Raw genomic sequence first — 16,531 nt, 5'->3', positions numbered from 1 at the left:
AGATAAAGATAGTTAAAATTATTTACCCTATTAATTAACTAAAATATACTTGTGTTTAAAGTATTAGGAAAAATGTTTTTAATGGCTCCCTTAATTAAATGGGAAAAAGGAGAAGCCTCTATTACCATAAAATGTGATCCAGAGTATACTGAAGAATTACGCGAACAATATGAGAGTATTTATGCAGGTCCTTATGTAAGTAATAAACATTGGAATACTATTGATCTTTACAAAGGAGAACTGCAACCTCCTTTTGTTCTTACTCTTATAGACCATTCGTATAATATGGTTGTAAAAGGTATGACCAAGAAAATGAGGGAAACCTTATCAAATCTATAAGGTTCTGTAAATTAATAAATTTACATTTTTTTATTGTATATTTATATTCTGTCTTCCCCAAGAAAGGTTAATTAATAGCACAAATAGATTGACCAAATCTTATATTATCGCCCCATAATCTTAAAAAGTAGTGTTTAACTTAAATTAATATACTAACCATTTAATTAATCAGATTATGAAAACAACCAATCAATTTTTTTCAGTTTTAATAGTAATGTTATTACTATTTAGTACTTCAACTATTTTAGCTCAAGAGGAGGAACAAAAAAGACCAGAGTATGTAACCGTAACCATGATGTACTGGAATAAAAATTATGATGGAACACCTGAAGAATGGCGGGCAACCGAAAAAGAATATATGGAGAAGGTAACTAGTAAAAATGAATTTATTGTAGGTGCAGGATATTATACGCATCTTTTCACAGAAAACAGCAATGAAGTAATGTATGTGCAAACATACCCTAATTGGGAAGCTATAGATAAAGCTGGTGATAGAAATGCAGAACTTGAAAAAGAGGCATGGCCAGACGAGGAAGCTAGAAAGGCTTTTACAAAAAAAATGAATTCAGCTTATGCACAGTTCCATAAAGATGAAATTTTAGCAACAATGCCAGGAGCAAAACCAATGGCGGGACCCATGGAAAAAGATATGGTTTTATATTTAAGAATAAACAAAATGGCTTTTCCTGAAGAAGGTACTGGAGAAGAATTCAAAACTTTACGTAAAAAGTTACGTGATGGCGTAATTGCAAAGAATGAATATATAAAAGCTTATTACCCGTCTATGCATGCTTGGGGGTCGGATAGAAGAGATTTTATTGAAGGTGTGTTTCTTGATTCCATGGGGGACCTAGACAAAATGTTTGATAAAAATCAAGAATTAATGAAAGAGGTTTTCTCCGAAGAAGAAGGTAAAGCTTTTGGTAAATATTTTAAAGGACATGGAGACTACTTATATACAGCTATAAAATTGTAAATTGCTATAGTTGATAGGAAAAGGTGCCATATGGCACCTTTTTTTGTATCTAAACTTATTCTGAAGTTCTTTCTATTTGGTGTATTATTGCACAAACAAATTAAGATGAGCGTATTACAAACCCTAAAAGAGAGAAGTAATAATAAATGCGAATTATGTGGTGCCACAGAAGATTTAAAACAGTACACCATTCCGCCTTCTTTAAATGAAAATGTGGATAATGATGTGTTGGTTTGTAATACTTGTAAAAGTCAGATTGAAGGCGATGAAAAAATGAATCCAAACCACTGGCGCTGTTTAAATGATTGCATGTGGAGTGAACATGTGGCGGTTCAAATAATGGCTTGGAGAATGCTACAGCGTCTTAGAACAGAAGGTTGGCCTAAAGACCTTTTAGAGATGATGTATTTGGATGATGAGGCTCTGGTATTGGCAAGAGCAACAGGTGAAGATAAAGATCCTAGCGAAAAGATTATTCATAGAGATTCTAACGGTGTAGAGTTGAAAGTTGGAGACTCCGTAGTTTTAATAAAAGACTTAAAAGTGAAGGGTTCCAGTTTAGTTGCTAAACAAGGAACCGCTGTTAGAAATATTCGTTTAGACCACGAAAACGCCAAATATATAGAGGGAAAAGTAGGTGCTCAACAAATTGTTATTATTACTGATTTTGTAAAGAAGATTTAATCTTTTTTACTCCCTTTTTTTAACCATCCAAATCCTAACGGAATCATTAAAAACAGGAAAAAGTATCGTCCAGTTATCACTCCAAAAGCGGTGATAATTAGTGTTATGATTAGAATTATATAAACGTACTTTTCTTTCATAATTACTGATAATTCTTTCTAAATTCTGAAGGACTAACAAATTTAATGCTCTTAAAATGTCTGTTAAAATTAGACATATTATTAAAACCAATCAGTTCCGCAATTTCGGTTACCGAAACATCTTTATTAGATATTAATTTTTTACAAGCATGTTCTATGCGTAATTCATTTAAAAAATGAATAAAAGTCTTGTTGGTGCGTTTTTTGAAATATTTGCAAAATGCATTTTTTGTCATATTAGCTACATTTGCAATGGTCTCTAAACTAATATCGTTTTCGTAATTATTCATTGTATACTCAAAAACATCTCTCATTCTATTCCCTTCATTAATGCTGTATTTCTTGTCGTAAATGAATGAGGACAGACTTTTGTAATCAGCTTTAGAAGCTATTTTCAAAACCTGAAACAATGTAATAAACCTATCTAATTTGCTTGATTTCTCAAGTTTGAAAAATAGGTCCTTTATAGGTTCACTTTCAGAGGTTAATTTAAAACCATGTTTAGCGCGTTTAAAAAATGGTTGTATTTCCTTAAGTTCTTCCAAGTCAAAAAACTGTTTACCAAAAGAGGTTTTAGTAAAAAATAAAGTAAGCATGTGTGATGTTTTTGATATTTGGGTATCACTTTTAAACACATGCGGAATGTTGTTTCCTAAAACCAAAATATCACCTTCAGTATAGTAATTCACCGAGTCGCCAACTACTAGCGTGCCTTCACCAGATACTATTAGGCTTATTTGAATTTCCTCATGCTGATGTAATTTATCATAAAAGGCATTTGAATGGTCTATTTGAAAGACTAAAGCATCTTGTTCTGGTTTGGGTATTTTAAATGGTAAAACTTTCAATTAGCCAGTATATGCATAAATAATATTCAAAAATATACATTTTAATAATAAATAGGATAATATAATATGTATTTTGAATAACAAGCTATTAAGATTGTTTTCAAGGAGCCCTTAATTTTGTGATGTAAAACTTAAGATATGAATTTGGAATGGAAAGGCGTTATGCCAGCAGTAATAACTCAATTCAATGAGAATGATGAGTTAGATTTAGAATTGTTCAAAATAAACATCAAAGCACAATTAGATGCTGGAGTGCACGGAATAGTATTGGGAGGAACATTGGGAGAAGCCAGCACTTTATCTACCGAAGAGTTGAGAACATTAATAAGAGAAACAGTTTCATTTGTAAACGGCAAGGTTCCGGTTATTATGAATATTGCTGAACAAACTACAAAAGCGGCCATTATTTTAGCCAAAACAGCCGTAGAAGATGGTGCAAAAGGGCTCATGATGTTACCGCCCATGCGTTACAAAGCAAGCGATGAAGAAGTAGTTGAATACTTTAAAGCCGTTGCAGATAGCACCTTACTTCCTATCATGATTTACAACAATCCGGTAGATTACAAAATTGAGGTGACCTTAGATATGTTTGAAGAGTTAATTCAAGAGTGCCCAAATATTCAAGCTGTAAAAGAATCTACAAGAGATACCACAAACATTACCAGAATAAAAAATAGATTTGGCGATAGACTTGCCATTCTTTGTGGTGTAGATACTTTGGCATTAGAAAGTTTACTAATTGGTGCAGACGGTTGGGTGGCCGGTTTAGTAGACGCCTTCCCGCAAGAAACCGTAGCTATTTATGAGCTACAAAAAGCAGGAAGAATTAAAGAAGCGCTCGCAATTTACAGGTGGTTCATGCCATTGCTAGAGTTAGATATTAACACTAAATTAGTACAGTACATAAAACTGGCATCGGTTTACACTAATATAGGTTCAGAACATGTAAGAGCCCCAAGACTGATTTTATCAGGTCAGGAAAGAACTGAAATCATCAAAATAATTGAAGATGCTTTAGCGCTGAGACCAATATTGCCAGAGTACAAAAATTTAGGTGCATTAGTATAAGTAATTTGGGTGTTACCCTATCGGGTCGGGCTTTCCGTTATATCTTTTGCAAAAAAAGCAAAAGGATGCCACTGCAATCCCTAACACAGAAGAAAATGTTAGAAATAAGACCAACATGCGAACATTGCAACAAATCATTACCATTTGATTCGTCAGAAGCTATGATTTGTACATTTGAGTGTACGTTTTGTAGAGCGTGTGTTGATAATGTTTTGCAACAGGTCTGTCCAAACTGTGGTGGTGGATTCGAAAAACGCCCAATACGTCCAAAAAACCTTTTAGAAAAGTATCCTGTTTCAACAAAGCAAGTATTTAAACCTGTCGACGTTGAGGCACATTTAAAAAGAATAAAAAATTCATGATAACAGGAAGAAACTATATTGGCAATCAATTATCATCAAAAGGAAATAAAACCTATAAAACCTTTAATCCAGAATTAAATATTGAAAACAAAACTGTTTTCACAGAGGCAACTTCCGAAGAAATTGACGAAGCTGTTTCTTTGGCATCAACAGCTTTTAAGGCATTCAAATCAGTTTCAGGAAAACAAAAATCAGATTTTTTAAACGCCATTGCCGATGAAATTATAGCACTAGATGAGGAGTTAATAAATACCTATTGTTCAGAGACCGGATTACCTGAAGGACGTGCAAAGGGAGAGCGTGGAAGAACCATTTTTCAATTGCGTTCATTTGCAGATTTAGTTTTAGAAGGGTCATGGGTAGAAGCTAGTATTGATACCGCGGTTCCAAACAGAGAACCTTTACCAAAACCAGATTTAAGGAAAATGTTAATCCCGTTGGGGCCCGTAGTTGTTTTCGGAGCAAGTAATTTTCCGTTAGCATATTCAACAGTCGGTGGAGATACGGCAGCGGCTTTGGCTGCTGGCTGTCCGGTCATTGTTAAATCACACCCCATGCATGCTGGAACAGGTGAGTTGGTAGCATTTGCAATTATTAAAGCTGCTGAAAAAACAAATATGCCAAATGGAGTCTTTTCTAATTTAAATTCTAGCGGCATTGAAGTGGGGGAACAATTGGTAAAACATTCTAAAGTAAAAGCAGTTGGTTTCACTGGAAGTATAAAAGGCGGAAGAGCATTGTATGATATGGCTTCTCAAAGAGAGGAGCCGATTCCAGTATTCGCAGAAATGGGAAGTATCAATCCAGTGGTTATTTTACCCGAAGCCTTAAAAGAAAGAGGCGAGACTTTAGCTAAGACATATGCTGGTTCAATTACTTTAGGAACCGGTCAATTTTGTACCAATCCAGGGTTGATTTTAGGAATTAAGAGTGAACATTTAGAAGCATTTATAGAAAAGTTATCAACCGAAATAGTTGAGATTGAACCTTCCTGTATGTTACACCCAAACATTCATGGTGCATATAACAGAAATAAGGAAACGGCTGTATCTCAGCAAGAATTACAAGTGGTTGCGGATTATGATAATAATGTCCGTTCTAATTATGCAAAACAAGCTGTAGTAACGGTGAAAGGTGATAATTTTTTGAGTAATACTAAACTTCAACAGGAAGTGTTTGGTCCATTTTCAATGGTTGTGCAATGTGATGATAAGACTCAGTTGGAGCAAATTATTTGGCAATTAGAAGGGCAATTAACAGGTACGCTTATTTCAAACGATACAGAAATATCGAATTACCCAGAGTTGATATCAGCATTACAAAATAGAGTTGGGCGTTTAATTTTTAATGGCGTACCAACTGGTGTTGAGGTTTGTCCATCCATGGTTCATGGAGGTCCTTATCCGTCATCAACAGATAGTCGTTTTACTGCAGTTGGTATTCATTCAATAAAACGTTGGGTAAGGCCGTTTAGTTTTCAAAATTGGCCGAATACGTTATTACCAGATGAATTAAAAAATGAAAATCCTTCAGGAATAATTAGAAATATAAATGGCAAATTAAGCAAGGAAACTATAAAAGATAAATTATGAAACATTTAAAAATCGTATTTACCTTAATTGTACTAGGGGTAATATTATGCTTTAAGAATGCATCAAATAGTGAAAAACTAAATGCAATAATCGCAAAATATGAAGCCAAAAGGGAATATGATTTTGAAAGGAACGAATCCGTTGGGAATACAATTAGGTACTACGAAGCTGAAGCTGATTTTGCTAGGAGTCTAATGGAGGAAATGAGACAAGTTTCTAATGATGGTTTGTCTGAATCTGAACTAATTTCAAAAGAACTTTTGTTGTTTGTTCTACAAGATAAAATTGATGATGATAAGTATAAAACCTATTTAAATACGATTACAAACGAAAGAGCTTTTCACTTGAATTTGCGTAGGATGGCCAATACTACTTTTAAAAACAAAAAAGGGGTAATCGAGTATTTTGAACGATTGGATAAATTGCCGCAACGAGTTGATTATAATTTAGATTTATTGAGAGTAGCATATAAAGAAGGGTTATCCCAGCCTAGAGTTGTTTTCAAGAATTATGATGATACTTATGACAAGCATATTGTTACTGATGTAACTACCAGCGACTTTTATAAACCTTTTAATAAGCTTCCGGAGTCATTTTCTAAAGAATTAAAGGATTCTATTGTCAAAGTAGCTAAGGTTAGTATGCAAAAGAACGTGGTAGAGCAATACAAGAAGATCAAAACCTTTTTTGAAGAAGAGTACTTTCCTAACACAAGAAAAGGATTAGGTATTTCTACAACACCAAATGGAGTGGATTTCTATCAAAATAGAATAAACTACTTTACCACAAGTACGCAGTACACAGCTGAAGATATTCATCAAATTGGGTTAAAAGAAGTTACTCGTATCAAGGCAGAAATGAATAAAATTATTTCCGATCTGAAATTCGAAGGTTCCTTTGCTGACTTTTTTGAATTTCTTAGGACGGATGAACAGTTCTACCCAAAAACTGCGGATGAGCTTTTAATGTTCGCAAGAGATATATCAAAACGAATTGACGCCGAATTACCGAGGTTCTTTATCACCTTACCACGAAAACCATACGGAGTAGCTCCAGTACCTGCCGCTATTGCCCCAAATTATACAGCGGGAAGATATTCAGGCTCTTATAACGACTCTACAGCAGGTTATTATTGGGTAAACACCTATAATTTACCTAGCAGAACATTATATACTATTCCTGCTTTAACAGCACACGAGGCAGTTCCTGGACATCATTTACAAATCTCATTGAATAATGAGTTACCTGGAACAATTCCACAGTTTAGAAGAAATTTATACCTATCAGCTTATGGTGAGGGTTGGGGGTTATATTCCGAATATCTTGCTGAAGAAATGGGTATTTATACAACGCCATACGAAAAGTTTGGACAATTAACTTATGAAATGTGGCGAGCCTGCAGATTGGTAGTTGATACTGGTGTTCATGCTAAAGGATGGACGAGAGAACAAATGGTCGATTTTATGTCTGAGAATACTGCACTTTCGATGCACGAAGTAAATTCAGAAACAGATAGATATATCTCATGGCCTGGTCAAGCAATATCATATAAGATAGGAGAAATTAAGATTAGAGAATTACGTAAAAAGGCTGAAGAATCATTAGGTGAAAAATTTGACATTCGCGAATTCCATGAAGTGATTCTTGAAGAAGGAACAGTAACACTTTCAATTATGGAAAGAAGAATAGATTCATACGTCGATAAAAAATTAAATGAGTAGGAAAACCTTTTTTTGCGTTGATGCACATACATGTGGAAATCCAGTAAGAGTAGTTGCTGGAGGAGGTCCAGATTTAAAGGGTGTGAATATGAGTGAAAAGCGTCAGCACTTCTTAAAAGAATACGACTGGATTAGAAAAGGATTAATGTTTGAACCGCGTGGCCACGACATGATGAGTGGTTCTATTTTATTTCCTCCGCATGATCCACAAAACGATTTTGCAATTCTTTTTATTGAAACTTCAGGGTGTTTGCCAATGTGTGGTCATGGCACCATTGGAACTATTACAATTGCCATAGAAGAGGGTTTAGTAATCCCAAAAGTGCCAGGAAAAATTCGAATGGAAGCTCCTGCAGGATTGGTGGGAATTGAATATCAGCAAACGGGGAAAAAAGTTGATTGGGTAAAGCTTAGCAACGTGAAGAGCTATTTGGCAGCAGAAGGTCTAACTATTGAGCTTGATGGTACAGGTGAGATAACTTTTGATGTGTCTTATGGAGGGAACTACTATGCCATTGTTGATCCTCAAGAAAACTTTGAAGGAGTTCATAAGTACACAGCTTCGGAGATTATTAGATTTTCTCAAGAAGCGCGTAAAAAGATCAATGAAAAATATCCGGATAAATTCATCCATCCAGAGAATGATACGATTAGAGATGTCTCGCATATGCTTTGGACTGGAGATCCAATTGACCCAACATCTTCAGGTAGAAATGCAGTGTTCTATGGAGATAAAGCCATAGATCGTTCTCCATGTGGAACAGGAACATCGGCAAGAATTGCACAGCTTCATGCCAAAGGAAAACTTAAAAAAGGAGAGGACTTTATTCATGAAAGTTTCATTGGTTCCAAGTTTATTGGTCGTATAGAAGAGGAAACTACTTTAGGTGGCAAATCAGCTATTGTTCCAAGTATTCAAGGATGGGCTAAAGTGTATGGATATAATAACATTGTTATTGATGATGAAGACGATCCTTTTGCTCATGGATTTCAGGTGATTTAAATACATTTAAGATGAAAAAACTAGTATTCATTCCATTTTTTGTTTTTGGACTATTATTTGTACAAGGGCAAGAACTTACTAAGGAAGACTATGCGCGTGCAGTAAGTTTTATGTACGACAACTTCAATAACAAAACCGCATTCAATTTGTATACTTCGGTTAATTGGTTTAACGATGGTTCTGGATTGTGGTTCATTGACTATTCAAAAGACAAGAAAACTTATAAAACAGTTTCTTTTATAAAGAAGAAAGTAGAATTACTTTTTGATCATGAAAAGTTAGCAAGCGCATTAAGCGATATTACTGAGAAAGAAGTCAAGGCAAATGACATTGCAGTATCTAGTGCTGAACCTACGGAAAATGGAAATATGACCGTTGTTTCTAAGGGTCAAAAGTATACCTTAAATCTTAAGACTTATGAATTACTGGAAGTAACCGAAGATAAAGAAAAGCCTAATCCCTTTGAAACAAAATCGCCAGATGGTAAGTGGATTGCTTACGCCAAAGATTACAACCTCTTTATCAAATCGACAGAAACAGATGAGGAATTTCAATTGAGTACAGATGGACGAAGAGGATTTGAGTATGCTTCATTTTACGGATGGTACGATAAAATGGAAGGTGAAAATGGAGAACGTCCAAAGCGTTTTTTTGTAAACTGGTCAGAAGATTCAAAGTGGATAGGAACCAATATAGTTGACACTAGAAATGCTGAAAAAATGTATTTGCTGGATTGGAGTATCGATTCTCTTTACAAACCAAAATTACTGTCATATTACAGAGGCTCCCCTGGTGATACTACAATGGTGAAGATAACTCCAGTTTTCTATAATGTTGATTCTAAAAAAGAAATAAAAACCAGCTTACTAACTGCAACACATATCAATGGGTCTTCTGTTCAATTTTTAGAAACATCAGGAGTAATTATCACTTCTACTCCGGAGAGAGGTTATCAAAGGCAAACAGTGAAAATGATTGACCTTAATAATGGAAATGAACGAATATTAATTGATGAAGTTAGCGATACTGGAATTGATAATTTTGAGTATAGAGTATTAGAGGGTAAGCAAAAAATTATCATTTTGTCTGAACGTTCTGGTTGGAGACAAATACATGTTTTGGATTTAAGAACAAATCAAACGAAACATCTAACGAGTGGAAATTACTATGTCAATGAAATTCAATATATAGATGAAGATAATGAAACCATATATTATTTGGGCTCGGGAAAAGAACAAGGGAATAACCCTTATCATCGCCAAATGTATAAGGTGAACTTCAAAGGAAAAGAAACTTTACTTACTCCTGAAAAGACAAACCACCAAGTAAGTTTTTCAGAAGACGGTAAATACTTTGTAGATAATTATTCGGCTATTAATATTCCAACTACAGCTGTTTTAAGAGAATCGAAAACAGGAAAGATAATTGCTCAATTGACAACTGCGGATGCATCATATGTTATTTCTAATGGATGGACGACGCCAGAGCCATTTTCATTTATGGCAAAAGATGGAAAGACAACATTGTATGGTGCTTTTTGGAAACCAATAAATTTTGATGCTAGCAAGTCGTATCCAATAATTGATGCTACTTATACAGGGCCACATACGCAACGTTTTCCAAAATCGTATAATCGTGGATTTGATAATCAGTCCTTGGCGGAATTAGGATTCATTGTAGTACAATTAGACGGTTTAGGGACTTCGGGACGTTCAAAAGAATTTCATGATCATTCGTATAAGAACATGGGTAATAACTTAGAAGACCATATTTTAGGAATCAAACATTTAGCAAACCAATACTCATGGATTGATATTGATCACGTTGGAATATTTGGTCATTCGGCTGGTGGATTTGATACAGGAAGAGCGCTGTTGGCTTTTCCAGGTTTCTATAAAGTTGGTGTTGCAAGTTCTGCGGATCATGATTTTAGAATGGAAAAAGCCTGGTGGCCAGAAATGTATCAAGGTTGGCCAATAGATGAAACTTATGAAGAGGTTTCAAACATTACAAATGCAAAGAATTTAAAAGGGAAACTGTTGATTACGCACGGTGGTTTAGATGATAATGTGAATCCATCAGCCACTTTTAAGTTAGCCGAAGCTTTAATTAAGGCCGATAAGGATTTTGACTTACTAATCCTACCAAGTCAAAGACATGGTTATATCGGGAAGTACCGAAATTATTTTATAAAAAAGCGATGGAACTATTTTGTTGAACACCTTTTAGGCGAAAAACCAATTTGGGATTTTAAATGGAAATAATTAATGGGAAGGGAAGTTGTAATTATAGGTGGAGGAATTATTGGGCTTTGTGCAGCTTATTATCTTTATAAAGAAGGACATCAGGTAACAGTAATTGATAAATCAAACATGGATGCAGGGGCGTCTTACATTAATGCCGGTTATTTATCTCCCAGTCATATTATTCCATTGTCTGCTCCCGGTGTTATGAAAAAAGGACTGAAGTGGATGTTTAATCCTTCAAGCCCATTATATATTAAACCACGTTTAGATACGGACTTTTTAAAATGGGTTTGGGCATTTAATAAGTCTTGCAATCCGGAGCATGTAAAAAAATCTGGGAAAGCTATTCGAGATATTTCGGTTTTGAGTCAGGAACTGTTTCAAGATATAAGTAAATCGGAGAATTTTAAATCTCATTATGAAAAGAAGGGTCTTCTTATGTTATGTCAAACAGAAGAGGCTATGAAGGAAGAAATTTATATGGTTAAAATGGCTAACGATTTGGGCTTAGCGGCTAAGGAAGTGAACTTATATGACATAAAGCAAATAGAACCTAACGTTTCTATTAAAAGTATAGGAGGTACGTATTTTGAATGTGACCATCATTCAACACCGCATGAATTTATGAATGAAATGAAAGCCTATTTAAAAAAGGTTGGTGTTTCGTTTTTTACAAACGATGAGGTAGAAGATTTAGAATTTCAGAATGGAAATATTTCTAAAGTTAAAACTCAAAATCAAGTTTTAAGTGCCGATGAATTTGTTTTAGCTGCTGGTTCATGGAGTGCTTTTTTAAGTAAAAAAATAGGATTGAAACTATTACTACAAGCAGGAAAAGGATATCGGATAAATACTAATCGAGAAATTAAAATAACTGTACCAGCTATTTTAGCGGAGGCTAAGGTTGCCGTAACCCCGATGAATGGATTTACTCGGTTTGCGGGAACCATGGAAATTGCTGGAATCAGTAATCATATTAATAATGTTAGAGTTAATGCCATAGCAAAAGCTGTGAATGAATATTACCCGGAAATAGAGTTAAATCAAGAAGAAAAATTGGAATCAGCTTCAGGTTTAAGACCCCTTTCTCCAGATGGATTACCATACATTGGTAAATCGTCAAAATGTAATAACTTAACTATTGCAACAGGACATGCTATGATGGGTTGGAGTATGAGTACAGCTACAGGTAAATTAGTTTCAGAAATTATATCAGATAGACAATCATCTTTAGATTTAACCCCGTTTCATATCGATAGAAAGTTTTGATAAGTATTATTTCAACCAATTATCAATAATATTGTAAATTTCATTTTGCCTTTCTTTTTCAAAGCTTTTAATACGTGTTTTATGATCTCCTTTAGATTTTACAAATTTATATAATTGCCTTTTTGAAGCATCTTTTTGCAATTCTACCGCCGTAGCACTCCATGTATCATACTGGCCGTAAATAAAAAGAATTTTTTCAGCAGATTTATCTAAATAAGACTTGATTTCTTGCATTGGCTGAGTATCATAAGTTTTAGATATTCCTTCAGGAAATGCCCAATCAAACTTTTTAACTTCATTCGAACCAAAATACTTTTTAAAAGGTTTAGTTTCATAACCATAAATCCCCTGTTCGGTTAAAGCAGCCCAAAAATAAGGTTGTAAATTTTCAACAGATGCGGCTTCAAAGAAACTATAACCTACAACATCAATTAAATGTTTGTAAATTTTATCGGGTGAAGCATTATTAGGAGGAATGCTGTTTACATCTGTACCCCATTGCCAATAGGCAAATGAGTATTCTAGTATTGTGTAATCCAATGCATTTTCAACTCCAAATTCCCAAGACAATTGGCCTTTGTTAGCAGCATTTTTCATTTGCTCAAGAAGAGCCGATCTATTTTCAAAACATAAATTTTGAAATGCTTTTACTTTATTACGCTCTTCTTTTGTACCTACATTTTCTAGGAATGAATATATTCTAGGGTCCTCTCTTTTGAAGTTTAACGGACCGACATAACAAACACTGGCATCAACATTTTTCGGAAAAAATCTTCTATGAGCCATCGTAGTCTGGCACCCTTTAGAAATACCTGTTGAAATAAATTTAGATTTAGGGAAAACGTGTCTAATAGCATTAATTATTATGCTTTGATCTTTGGCTGAATTTTCAATTGTCAAGGTGTTCCAATCTATTTCAGCTGGTCTCGAGTTGTTAAAGTATCTGTGTTCAATTGCCAATTGATTCGCTTCATAATGACTTGCTAATTCTCCAGCTTTATCAGAACCAATCCCGTAACCTCTCAATTCAACAATCACCGGTTTTGACGCATTCTCAAATCCTAAAAACACGCGTTGATTAAAGGTTCCTTTTGATAAATCATTATGATCTATAGGTTGCTTGAACCAGATTTCATAATTCTCGTCGAAATGACTTATTAAATCTCGTTTTTCAATTTTCACCACATTTTTTATGGAAGCTAATTTTTCGAAATTTGACTTTTGTGAACTAGTAACAGGAACTGAAGTTTTACAACTAGCAATTAAGAGAATGAATAGTAGTAAAGCAATACGGTTTAATCTCATAAGTATTTAATATTTAACTGGAAGTGTCGGCTATTATTTTCCATTCGCCATTAATCTTTTTAAAGACTAGCATAAAAATGCCATCGGCATTGCCAATTTCCCATTTTAAATGATATTCGCCTAAAACATAATAAGCTTTTTGAGTAATTTTAGATATGGCATTAATTTTGAAATTTAATTCTCCAGTATGATTTTTTGATGGGTAGGCTTTTAAATACCTATCTAAGGTGTTTTTCCAGCCATTGGTAATGCCACTTTTTCCGTAGAATTTAAGAGAATCATTTTTCCAATAGCCCTCCATGTATGTTTTAATATCTCCTTTATTCCAAGCTAGTCTTTGTGTTTCTAAAACGGCCTTAATATCTTCTTTGTTTTTTCCATTATTTTGAGTATAACCGTGAGAAATAGAAATTACTATTAGACCTAAAATAAGTAGTAATTTTTTCATGCTGCTAGTTTGATAAAGTAAAAATAACTAAACTAAGATTAAAATTAATTTTTAGTATTCTTTTTTTGTAGATTTCTTTTTATCCAATGATATAATATGTTAATCGATAAAATGAAAGAATTTAGCTATTAAATTCTTATATTTATGCTGATAATCAGTAGATTATTCTCCCTCCAGATTTATTGTTAACTTTTAAAAAGCATGTTATGGAATTGAAAATTACAAGCTTCAATAATTATTTTGAAATTTACGGTACTTTAAATCGGAAAAGTGTAAACTTATTCCAACAAGAATTCAGCAACATTTTTGATGAAATTGATAGTCTAACTATTAGCCTTGAAGGGGTTGAGAGAATGGACCGTTTCGGAGTTAAGGCCATTACTGAATTGAGTCAGCTTGCTCTTGATAAAAATAAGAGTTTGACCATAATTGGTTATGGTTGTAATGATTTATACAATCATTTTAAAACGGGTGATGCTGCCTAATTATAATATGTTTTTTTGATTTTTGAAGAAAGCATCTGCTTGTAGCTGCATAAGCTCTCTAGCTTTTTTGCGCTTATAGGTGTAAAGTTCTTCTTCTTGTTCTATGTCTGTATAAATACGGTCGTTAATAGCGTAGTCGGTTTTTAGAAGAAGTTCTCTTTGATTTTTGTTTTGAGCAACATTTGTTTTCAATGCTGTTTCTTGATCTTCAAGTTTAAGATCATAAGCTCCTTTAGGAGATAATAATTTAGCAAAAATTGGAGATGTTTCTATTACCAAAAACAATAAGAATATAAAGAATGATGGTAACCAAGGTAATTCACCTAGGGCATTAACACGTGCCATTAAACCATCAAAGCTATTAATTATTGGTTGTGTAGTGATTACTTCTGCTTCGTAATCACCCTTTAGTTTTGCTATGTTAGATTCGGCATCGTTTATTTTCGCTTTATTTTCGGCTTTCAGTTGTTGCAATTCAGCTAGAAGCGCATCGTGTTTCTCTCTCTTTTCTTTATAAACAGGACCTTTACCTAATAGCTTGGTGCCTTCGCGACCCTCGGCTTCAGCAATATAAGTATCATAGAGTTCATTTACTTCAGTTTCCTTAGTGTCAATTTGATTTTGTAAAGCTGTGATATTATTATTTAACTCTTCGATAGGAGGTGAATACTGAGCTGCAATCTGAGTTTTGTTTTCTAGGGTTAATTGATTTTTTTGCTCTAATAAAACCTGATTAATTTCTTTTTCAAATATTTTTAATTCTAAAGGTTTGGCTATTACTACCGCTATAATGACTGCTAGAATAATTCTGGGTGTAGCTTGAATAAATTCATCTATAACCTTACCTGTTTTTTTTATAGTTGAGACTATGTACCTGTCTAAGTTAAAAATGAGTAATCCCCAAATAAAACCGAAAGCAATGGCAGTGAAAAGATTGTCAAATACTGTGTATAGGGCATAACTTGCAGCTATAAATGCCATTAGAGCTGTGAAGAACACGGTGGCGCCAATTCCGGCATATTTATTTTGTTCACCTTTAGAGCACTGTTCTAAAATATCGGTATCAGCCCCTGAGCAAATGATGAAGAATTGCTTTAACATAATGTGATTGTTTTTTGATTGATTGACTATTAGAACGTTAAAGCCAAGGAATTGTTACATAAAAAACAAAGAAATTTATCCCTTTTTAGATCTGATACTCTCAATAATTACAGTTGCAAGAATTAATGAACCTCCAATAAATGTATTTAGAGTTGGTATTTCATTTAAAAAGAAAAAAGCAATAATAATTCCGAAAATGGGTTGAGTTGTACCAATGATACTAGCGGTACTCACCGAGAAATATTTTAAACTTTTTATGAATAATGAATGACCAATAGCCGTTGTGACTAGGGCAAGAATTATAATATAAGGAAACTGTGTTTTTATATTACTGGAATCAAGAAAAAACATAGCAGGTAGCAAAACAATGCTAATAATAAGTGCTTGTTGCATCATAAGTACTGTACCATTATATGTGGCAACATGTCTTTTTAAAATTAAATTTCTTAAAGCATAACAAACAGCCGAAAACAACCCAAATAGAATGCCTTTTACATGTGAACTTTCAAAATTAAACTCTGGTGCCAGAATGTAAATGCCTATTAAGACTAGAATAGCTAGTAACACATGAATAGGATTGAATTTTGATTTTGTAAAAAAAGGCTCTAGTAAAGCCGTAATTACAGGAAATGTAAACATTGATAGCATCCCAAGAGCGACGTTTGACAATTTTAATGCATAAAAATAGGTAACCCAATGACTACCCAGTAGCAGTCCACCTATTACAATGGTAGGTAAGTCACTTCTTGAGCGTATTTTTAGATTAAGTTTTTTATGACGACAATATAGGTATAGAAATAAAGCACCTAAGGCAGCACGCCACCAAATAATTATTGTGGTTGGTAAATCTATAAATCTACCTAATGCACCAGATGTGCTAATTAGAAGTGTTGCTAGGGTAAGAATTAAAAGGTGGCTGGTATGTTGGTTTTTCATATCAAATG

16 protein-coding genes are annotated in these 16,531 nt (G+C 33.9%); 11 read left to right on the top strand and 5 right to left on the bottom strand.

Annotated features, from left to right (window positions below):
* Nucleotides 1–51 precede the first annotated feature (51 nt).
* The 3 genes from FUA22_RS08810 (at nucleotide 52) to FUA22_RS08800 (ending at nucleotide 1,999) form a co-directional block, all read left to right on the top strand.
* Nucleotides 52–339 carry an MmcQ/YjbR family DNA-binding protein gene (locus FUA22_RS08810; protein WP_147767599.1) on the top strand — a complete coding sequence of 96 codons (288 nt, stop codon included), beginning with the start codon at nucleotides 52–54 and terminating at the stop codon, nucleotides 337–339.
* 175 nt (nucleotides 340–514) lie between these two features.
* Nucleotides 515–1,315, top strand: a complete 801-nt coding sequence (locus FUA22_RS08805; RefSeq protein WP_147767598.1) for a hypothetical protein — start codon at nucleotides 515–517, stop codon at nucleotides 1,313–1,315.
* Nucleotides 1,316–1,420: 105 nt separating this feature from the next.
* Nucleotides 1,421–1,999, top strand: a complete 579-nt coding sequence (locus FUA22_RS08800; protein WP_147767597.1) for a PhnA domain-containing protein — start codon at nucleotides 1,421–1,423, stop codon at nucleotides 1,997–1,999.
* A gap of 142 nt (nucleotides 2,000–2,141) precedes the next feature.
* On the opposite strand, the gene FUA22_RS08795 is transcribed toward FUA22_RS08800, so the two are convergent.
* The gene (locus FUA22_RS08795) at nucleotides 2,142–2,987 is read right to left on the bottom strand and encodes an AraC family transcriptional regulator (protein ID WP_147767596.1); all 846 of its coding nucleotides are present in this window, start codon (nucleotides 2,985–2,987) and stop codon (nucleotides 2,142–2,144) included.
* 138 nt (nucleotides 2,988–3,125) lie between these two features.
* Here FUA22_RS08795 and FUA22_RS08790 point away from each other — a divergent pair, with 138 nt between their 5' ends.
* The 7 genes from FUA22_RS08790 to FUA22_RS08760 all read left to right on the top strand — a co-directional run bounded on the left by FUA22_RS08790 (nucleotide 3,126) and on the right by FUA22_RS08760 (nucleotide 12,248).
* Nucleotides 3,126–4,055, top strand: a complete 930-nt coding sequence (locus FUA22_RS08790) for a dihydrodipicolinate synthase family protein (RefSeq protein ID WP_147767595.1) — start codon at nucleotides 3,126–3,128, stop codon at nucleotides 4,053–4,055.
* Between the two features lie 95 nt (nucleotides 4,056–4,150).
* Nucleotides 4,151–4,417, top strand: coding sequence for a DUF1272 domain-containing protein (locus FUA22_RS08785; RefSeq protein ID WP_147767594.1), 267 nt, complete (start codon nucleotides 4,151–4,153; stop codon nucleotides 4,415–4,417).
* Nucleotides 4,414–6,009 carry an aldehyde dehydrogenase (NADP(+)) gene (locus FUA22_RS08780; protein WP_147767593.1) on the top strand — a complete coding sequence of 532 codons (1,596 nt, stop codon included), beginning with the start codon at nucleotides 4,414–4,416 and terminating at the stop codon, nucleotides 6,007–6,009. The genes FUA22_RS08785 and FUA22_RS08780 overlap by 4 nt, the downstream gene beginning before the upstream one ends.
* The gene (locus tag FUA22_RS08775; protein WP_147767592.1) at nucleotides 6,006–7,730 is read left to right on the top strand and encodes a DUF885 domain-containing protein; all 1,725 of its coding nucleotides are present in this window, start codon (nucleotides 6,006–6,008) and stop codon (nucleotides 7,728–7,730) included. The genes FUA22_RS08780 and FUA22_RS08775 overlap by 4 nt, the downstream gene beginning before the upstream one ends.
* Entirely contained in the window at nucleotides 7,723–8,733 is a 1,011-nt protein-coding gene (locus FUA22_RS08770; RefSeq protein WP_147767591.1) for a 4-hydroxyproline epimerase, read from the top strand. Before FUA22_RS08775 ends, FUA22_RS08770 begins: the two co-directional genes overlap by 8 nt.
* Nucleotides 8,734–8,744: 11 nt before the next feature.
* Nucleotides 8,745–10,997, top strand: a complete 2,253-nt coding sequence (locus FUA22_RS08765; protein ID WP_147767590.1) for a S9 family peptidase — start codon at nucleotides 8,745–8,747, stop codon at nucleotides 10,995–10,997.
* A gap of 3 nt (nucleotides 10,998–11,000) precedes the next feature.
* On the top strand, nucleotides 11,001–12,248 hold the full coding sequence (locus FUA22_RS08760) for an NAD(P)/FAD-dependent oxidoreductase (protein WP_147767589.1): 1,248 nt from the start codon (nucleotides 11,001–11,003) through the stop codon (nucleotides 12,246–12,248).
* A 6-nt stretch (nucleotides 12,249–12,254) separates the two neighbouring features.
* On the opposite strand, the gene FUA22_RS08755 is transcribed toward FUA22_RS08760, so the two are convergent.
* Together FUA22_RS08755 and FUA22_RS08750 are read right to left on the bottom strand one after the other, a co-directional pair.
* Complete coding sequence (locus tag FUA22_RS08755; protein WP_147767588.1) at nucleotides 12,255–13,553, bottom strand: S28 family serine protease; 1,299 nt, start codon at nucleotides 13,551–13,553, stop codon at nucleotides 12,255–12,257.
* 13 nt (nucleotides 13,554–13,566) lie between these two features.
* Entirely contained in the window at nucleotides 13,567–14,001 is a 435-nt protein-coding gene (locus FUA22_RS08750; RefSeq protein WP_147767587.1) for a YybH family protein, read from the bottom strand.
* A gap of 206 nt (nucleotides 14,002–14,207) precedes the next feature.
* Here FUA22_RS08750 and FUA22_RS08745 point away from each other — a divergent pair, with 206 nt between their 5' ends.
* Nucleotides 14,208–14,486, top strand: coding sequence for an STAS domain-containing protein (locus FUA22_RS08745; protein ID WP_147767586.1), 279 nt, complete (start codon nucleotides 14,208–14,210; stop codon nucleotides 14,484–14,486).
* Here FUA22_RS08745 and FUA22_RS08740 read toward each other — a convergent pair whose 3' ends face one another.
* A complete protein-coding gene (locus FUA22_RS08740) occupies nucleotides 14,487–15,587 on the bottom strand; it encodes a DUF4407 domain-containing protein (protein WP_147767585.1) in 1,101 nt (366 codons plus the stop codon). It abuts the gene before it with no gap.
* 75 nt (nucleotides 15,588–15,662) lie between these two features.
* Nucleotides 15,663–16,523, bottom strand: coding sequence for a DMT family transporter (locus tag FUA22_RS08735; RefSeq protein ID WP_147767584.1), 861 nt, complete (start codon nucleotides 16,521–16,523; stop codon nucleotides 15,663–15,665).
* Nucleotides 16,524–16,531 lie beyond the last annotated feature (8 nt).

It is taken from the genome of Seonamhaeicola maritimus (assembly GCF_008056315.1).
Taxonomy (GTDB): Bacteria; Bacteroidota; Bacteroidia; order Flavobacteriales; family Flavobacteriaceae; genus Seonamhaeicola; species Seonamhaeicola maritimus.
The sequence above is the reverse complement of the archived record's forward strand: the minus strand, read 5'-3'. Positions and strand labels throughout refer to the sequence as shown.

Excerpts from the sequence above, each read along its gene's own strand:
- FUA22_RS08735 (WP_147767584.1), bottom strand. The coding sequence starts at position 16,523 with ATGAAAAACCAACATACCAGCCACCTTTTAATTCTTACCCTAGCAACA.
- FUA22_RS08790 (WP_147767595.1), top strand. The coding sequence starts at position 3,126 with ATGAATTTGGAATGGAAAGGCGTTATGCCAGCAGTAATAACTCAATTC.
- FUA22_RS08765 (WP_147767590.1), top strand. The coding sequence starts at position 8,745 with ATGAAAAAACTAGTATTCATTCCATTTTTTGTTTTTGGACTATTATTT.
- FUA22_RS08740 (WP_147767585.1), bottom strand. The coding sequence starts at position 15,587 with ATGTTAAAGCAATTCTTCATCATTTGCTCAGGGGCTGATACCGATATT.
- FUA22_RS08805 (WP_147767598.1), top strand. The coding sequence starts at position 515 with ATGAAAACAACCAATCAATTTTTTTCAGTTTTAATAGTAATGTTATTA.
- FUA22_RS08775 (WP_147767592.1), top strand. The coding sequence starts at position 6,006 with ATGAAACATTTAAAAATCGTATTTACCTTAATTGTACTAGGGGTAATA.
- FUA22_RS08760 (WP_147767589.1), top strand. The coding sequence starts at position 11,001 with ATGGGAAGGGAAGTTGTAATTATAGGTGGAGGAATTATTGGGCTTTGT.
- FUA22_RS08780 (WP_147767593.1), top strand. The coding sequence starts at position 4,414 with ATGATAACAGGAAGAAACTATATTGGCAATCAATTATCATCAAAAGGA.
- FUA22_RS08800 (WP_147767597.1), top strand. The coding sequence starts at position 1,421 with ATGAGCGTATTACAAACCCTAAAAGAGAGAAGTAATAATAAATGCGAA.
- FUA22_RS08785 (WP_147767594.1), top strand. The coding sequence starts at position 4,151 with ATGTTAGAAATAAGACCAACATGCGAACATTGCAACAAATCATTACCA.
- FUA22_RS08755 (WP_147767588.1), bottom strand. The coding sequence starts at position 13,553 with ATGAGATTAAACCGTATTGCTTTACTACTATTCATTCTCTTAATTGCT.
- FUA22_RS08745 (WP_147767586.1), top strand. The coding sequence starts at position 14,208 with ATGGAATTGAAAATTACAAGCTTCAATAATTATTTTGAAATTTACGGT.
- FUA22_RS08770 (WP_147767591.1), top strand. The coding sequence starts at position 7,723 with ATGAGTAGGAAAACCTTTTTTTGCGTTGATGCACATACATGTGGAAAT.
- FUA22_RS08750 (WP_147767587.1), bottom strand. The coding sequence starts at position 14,001 with ATGAAAAAATTACTACTTATTTTAGGTCTAATAGTAATTTCTATTTCT.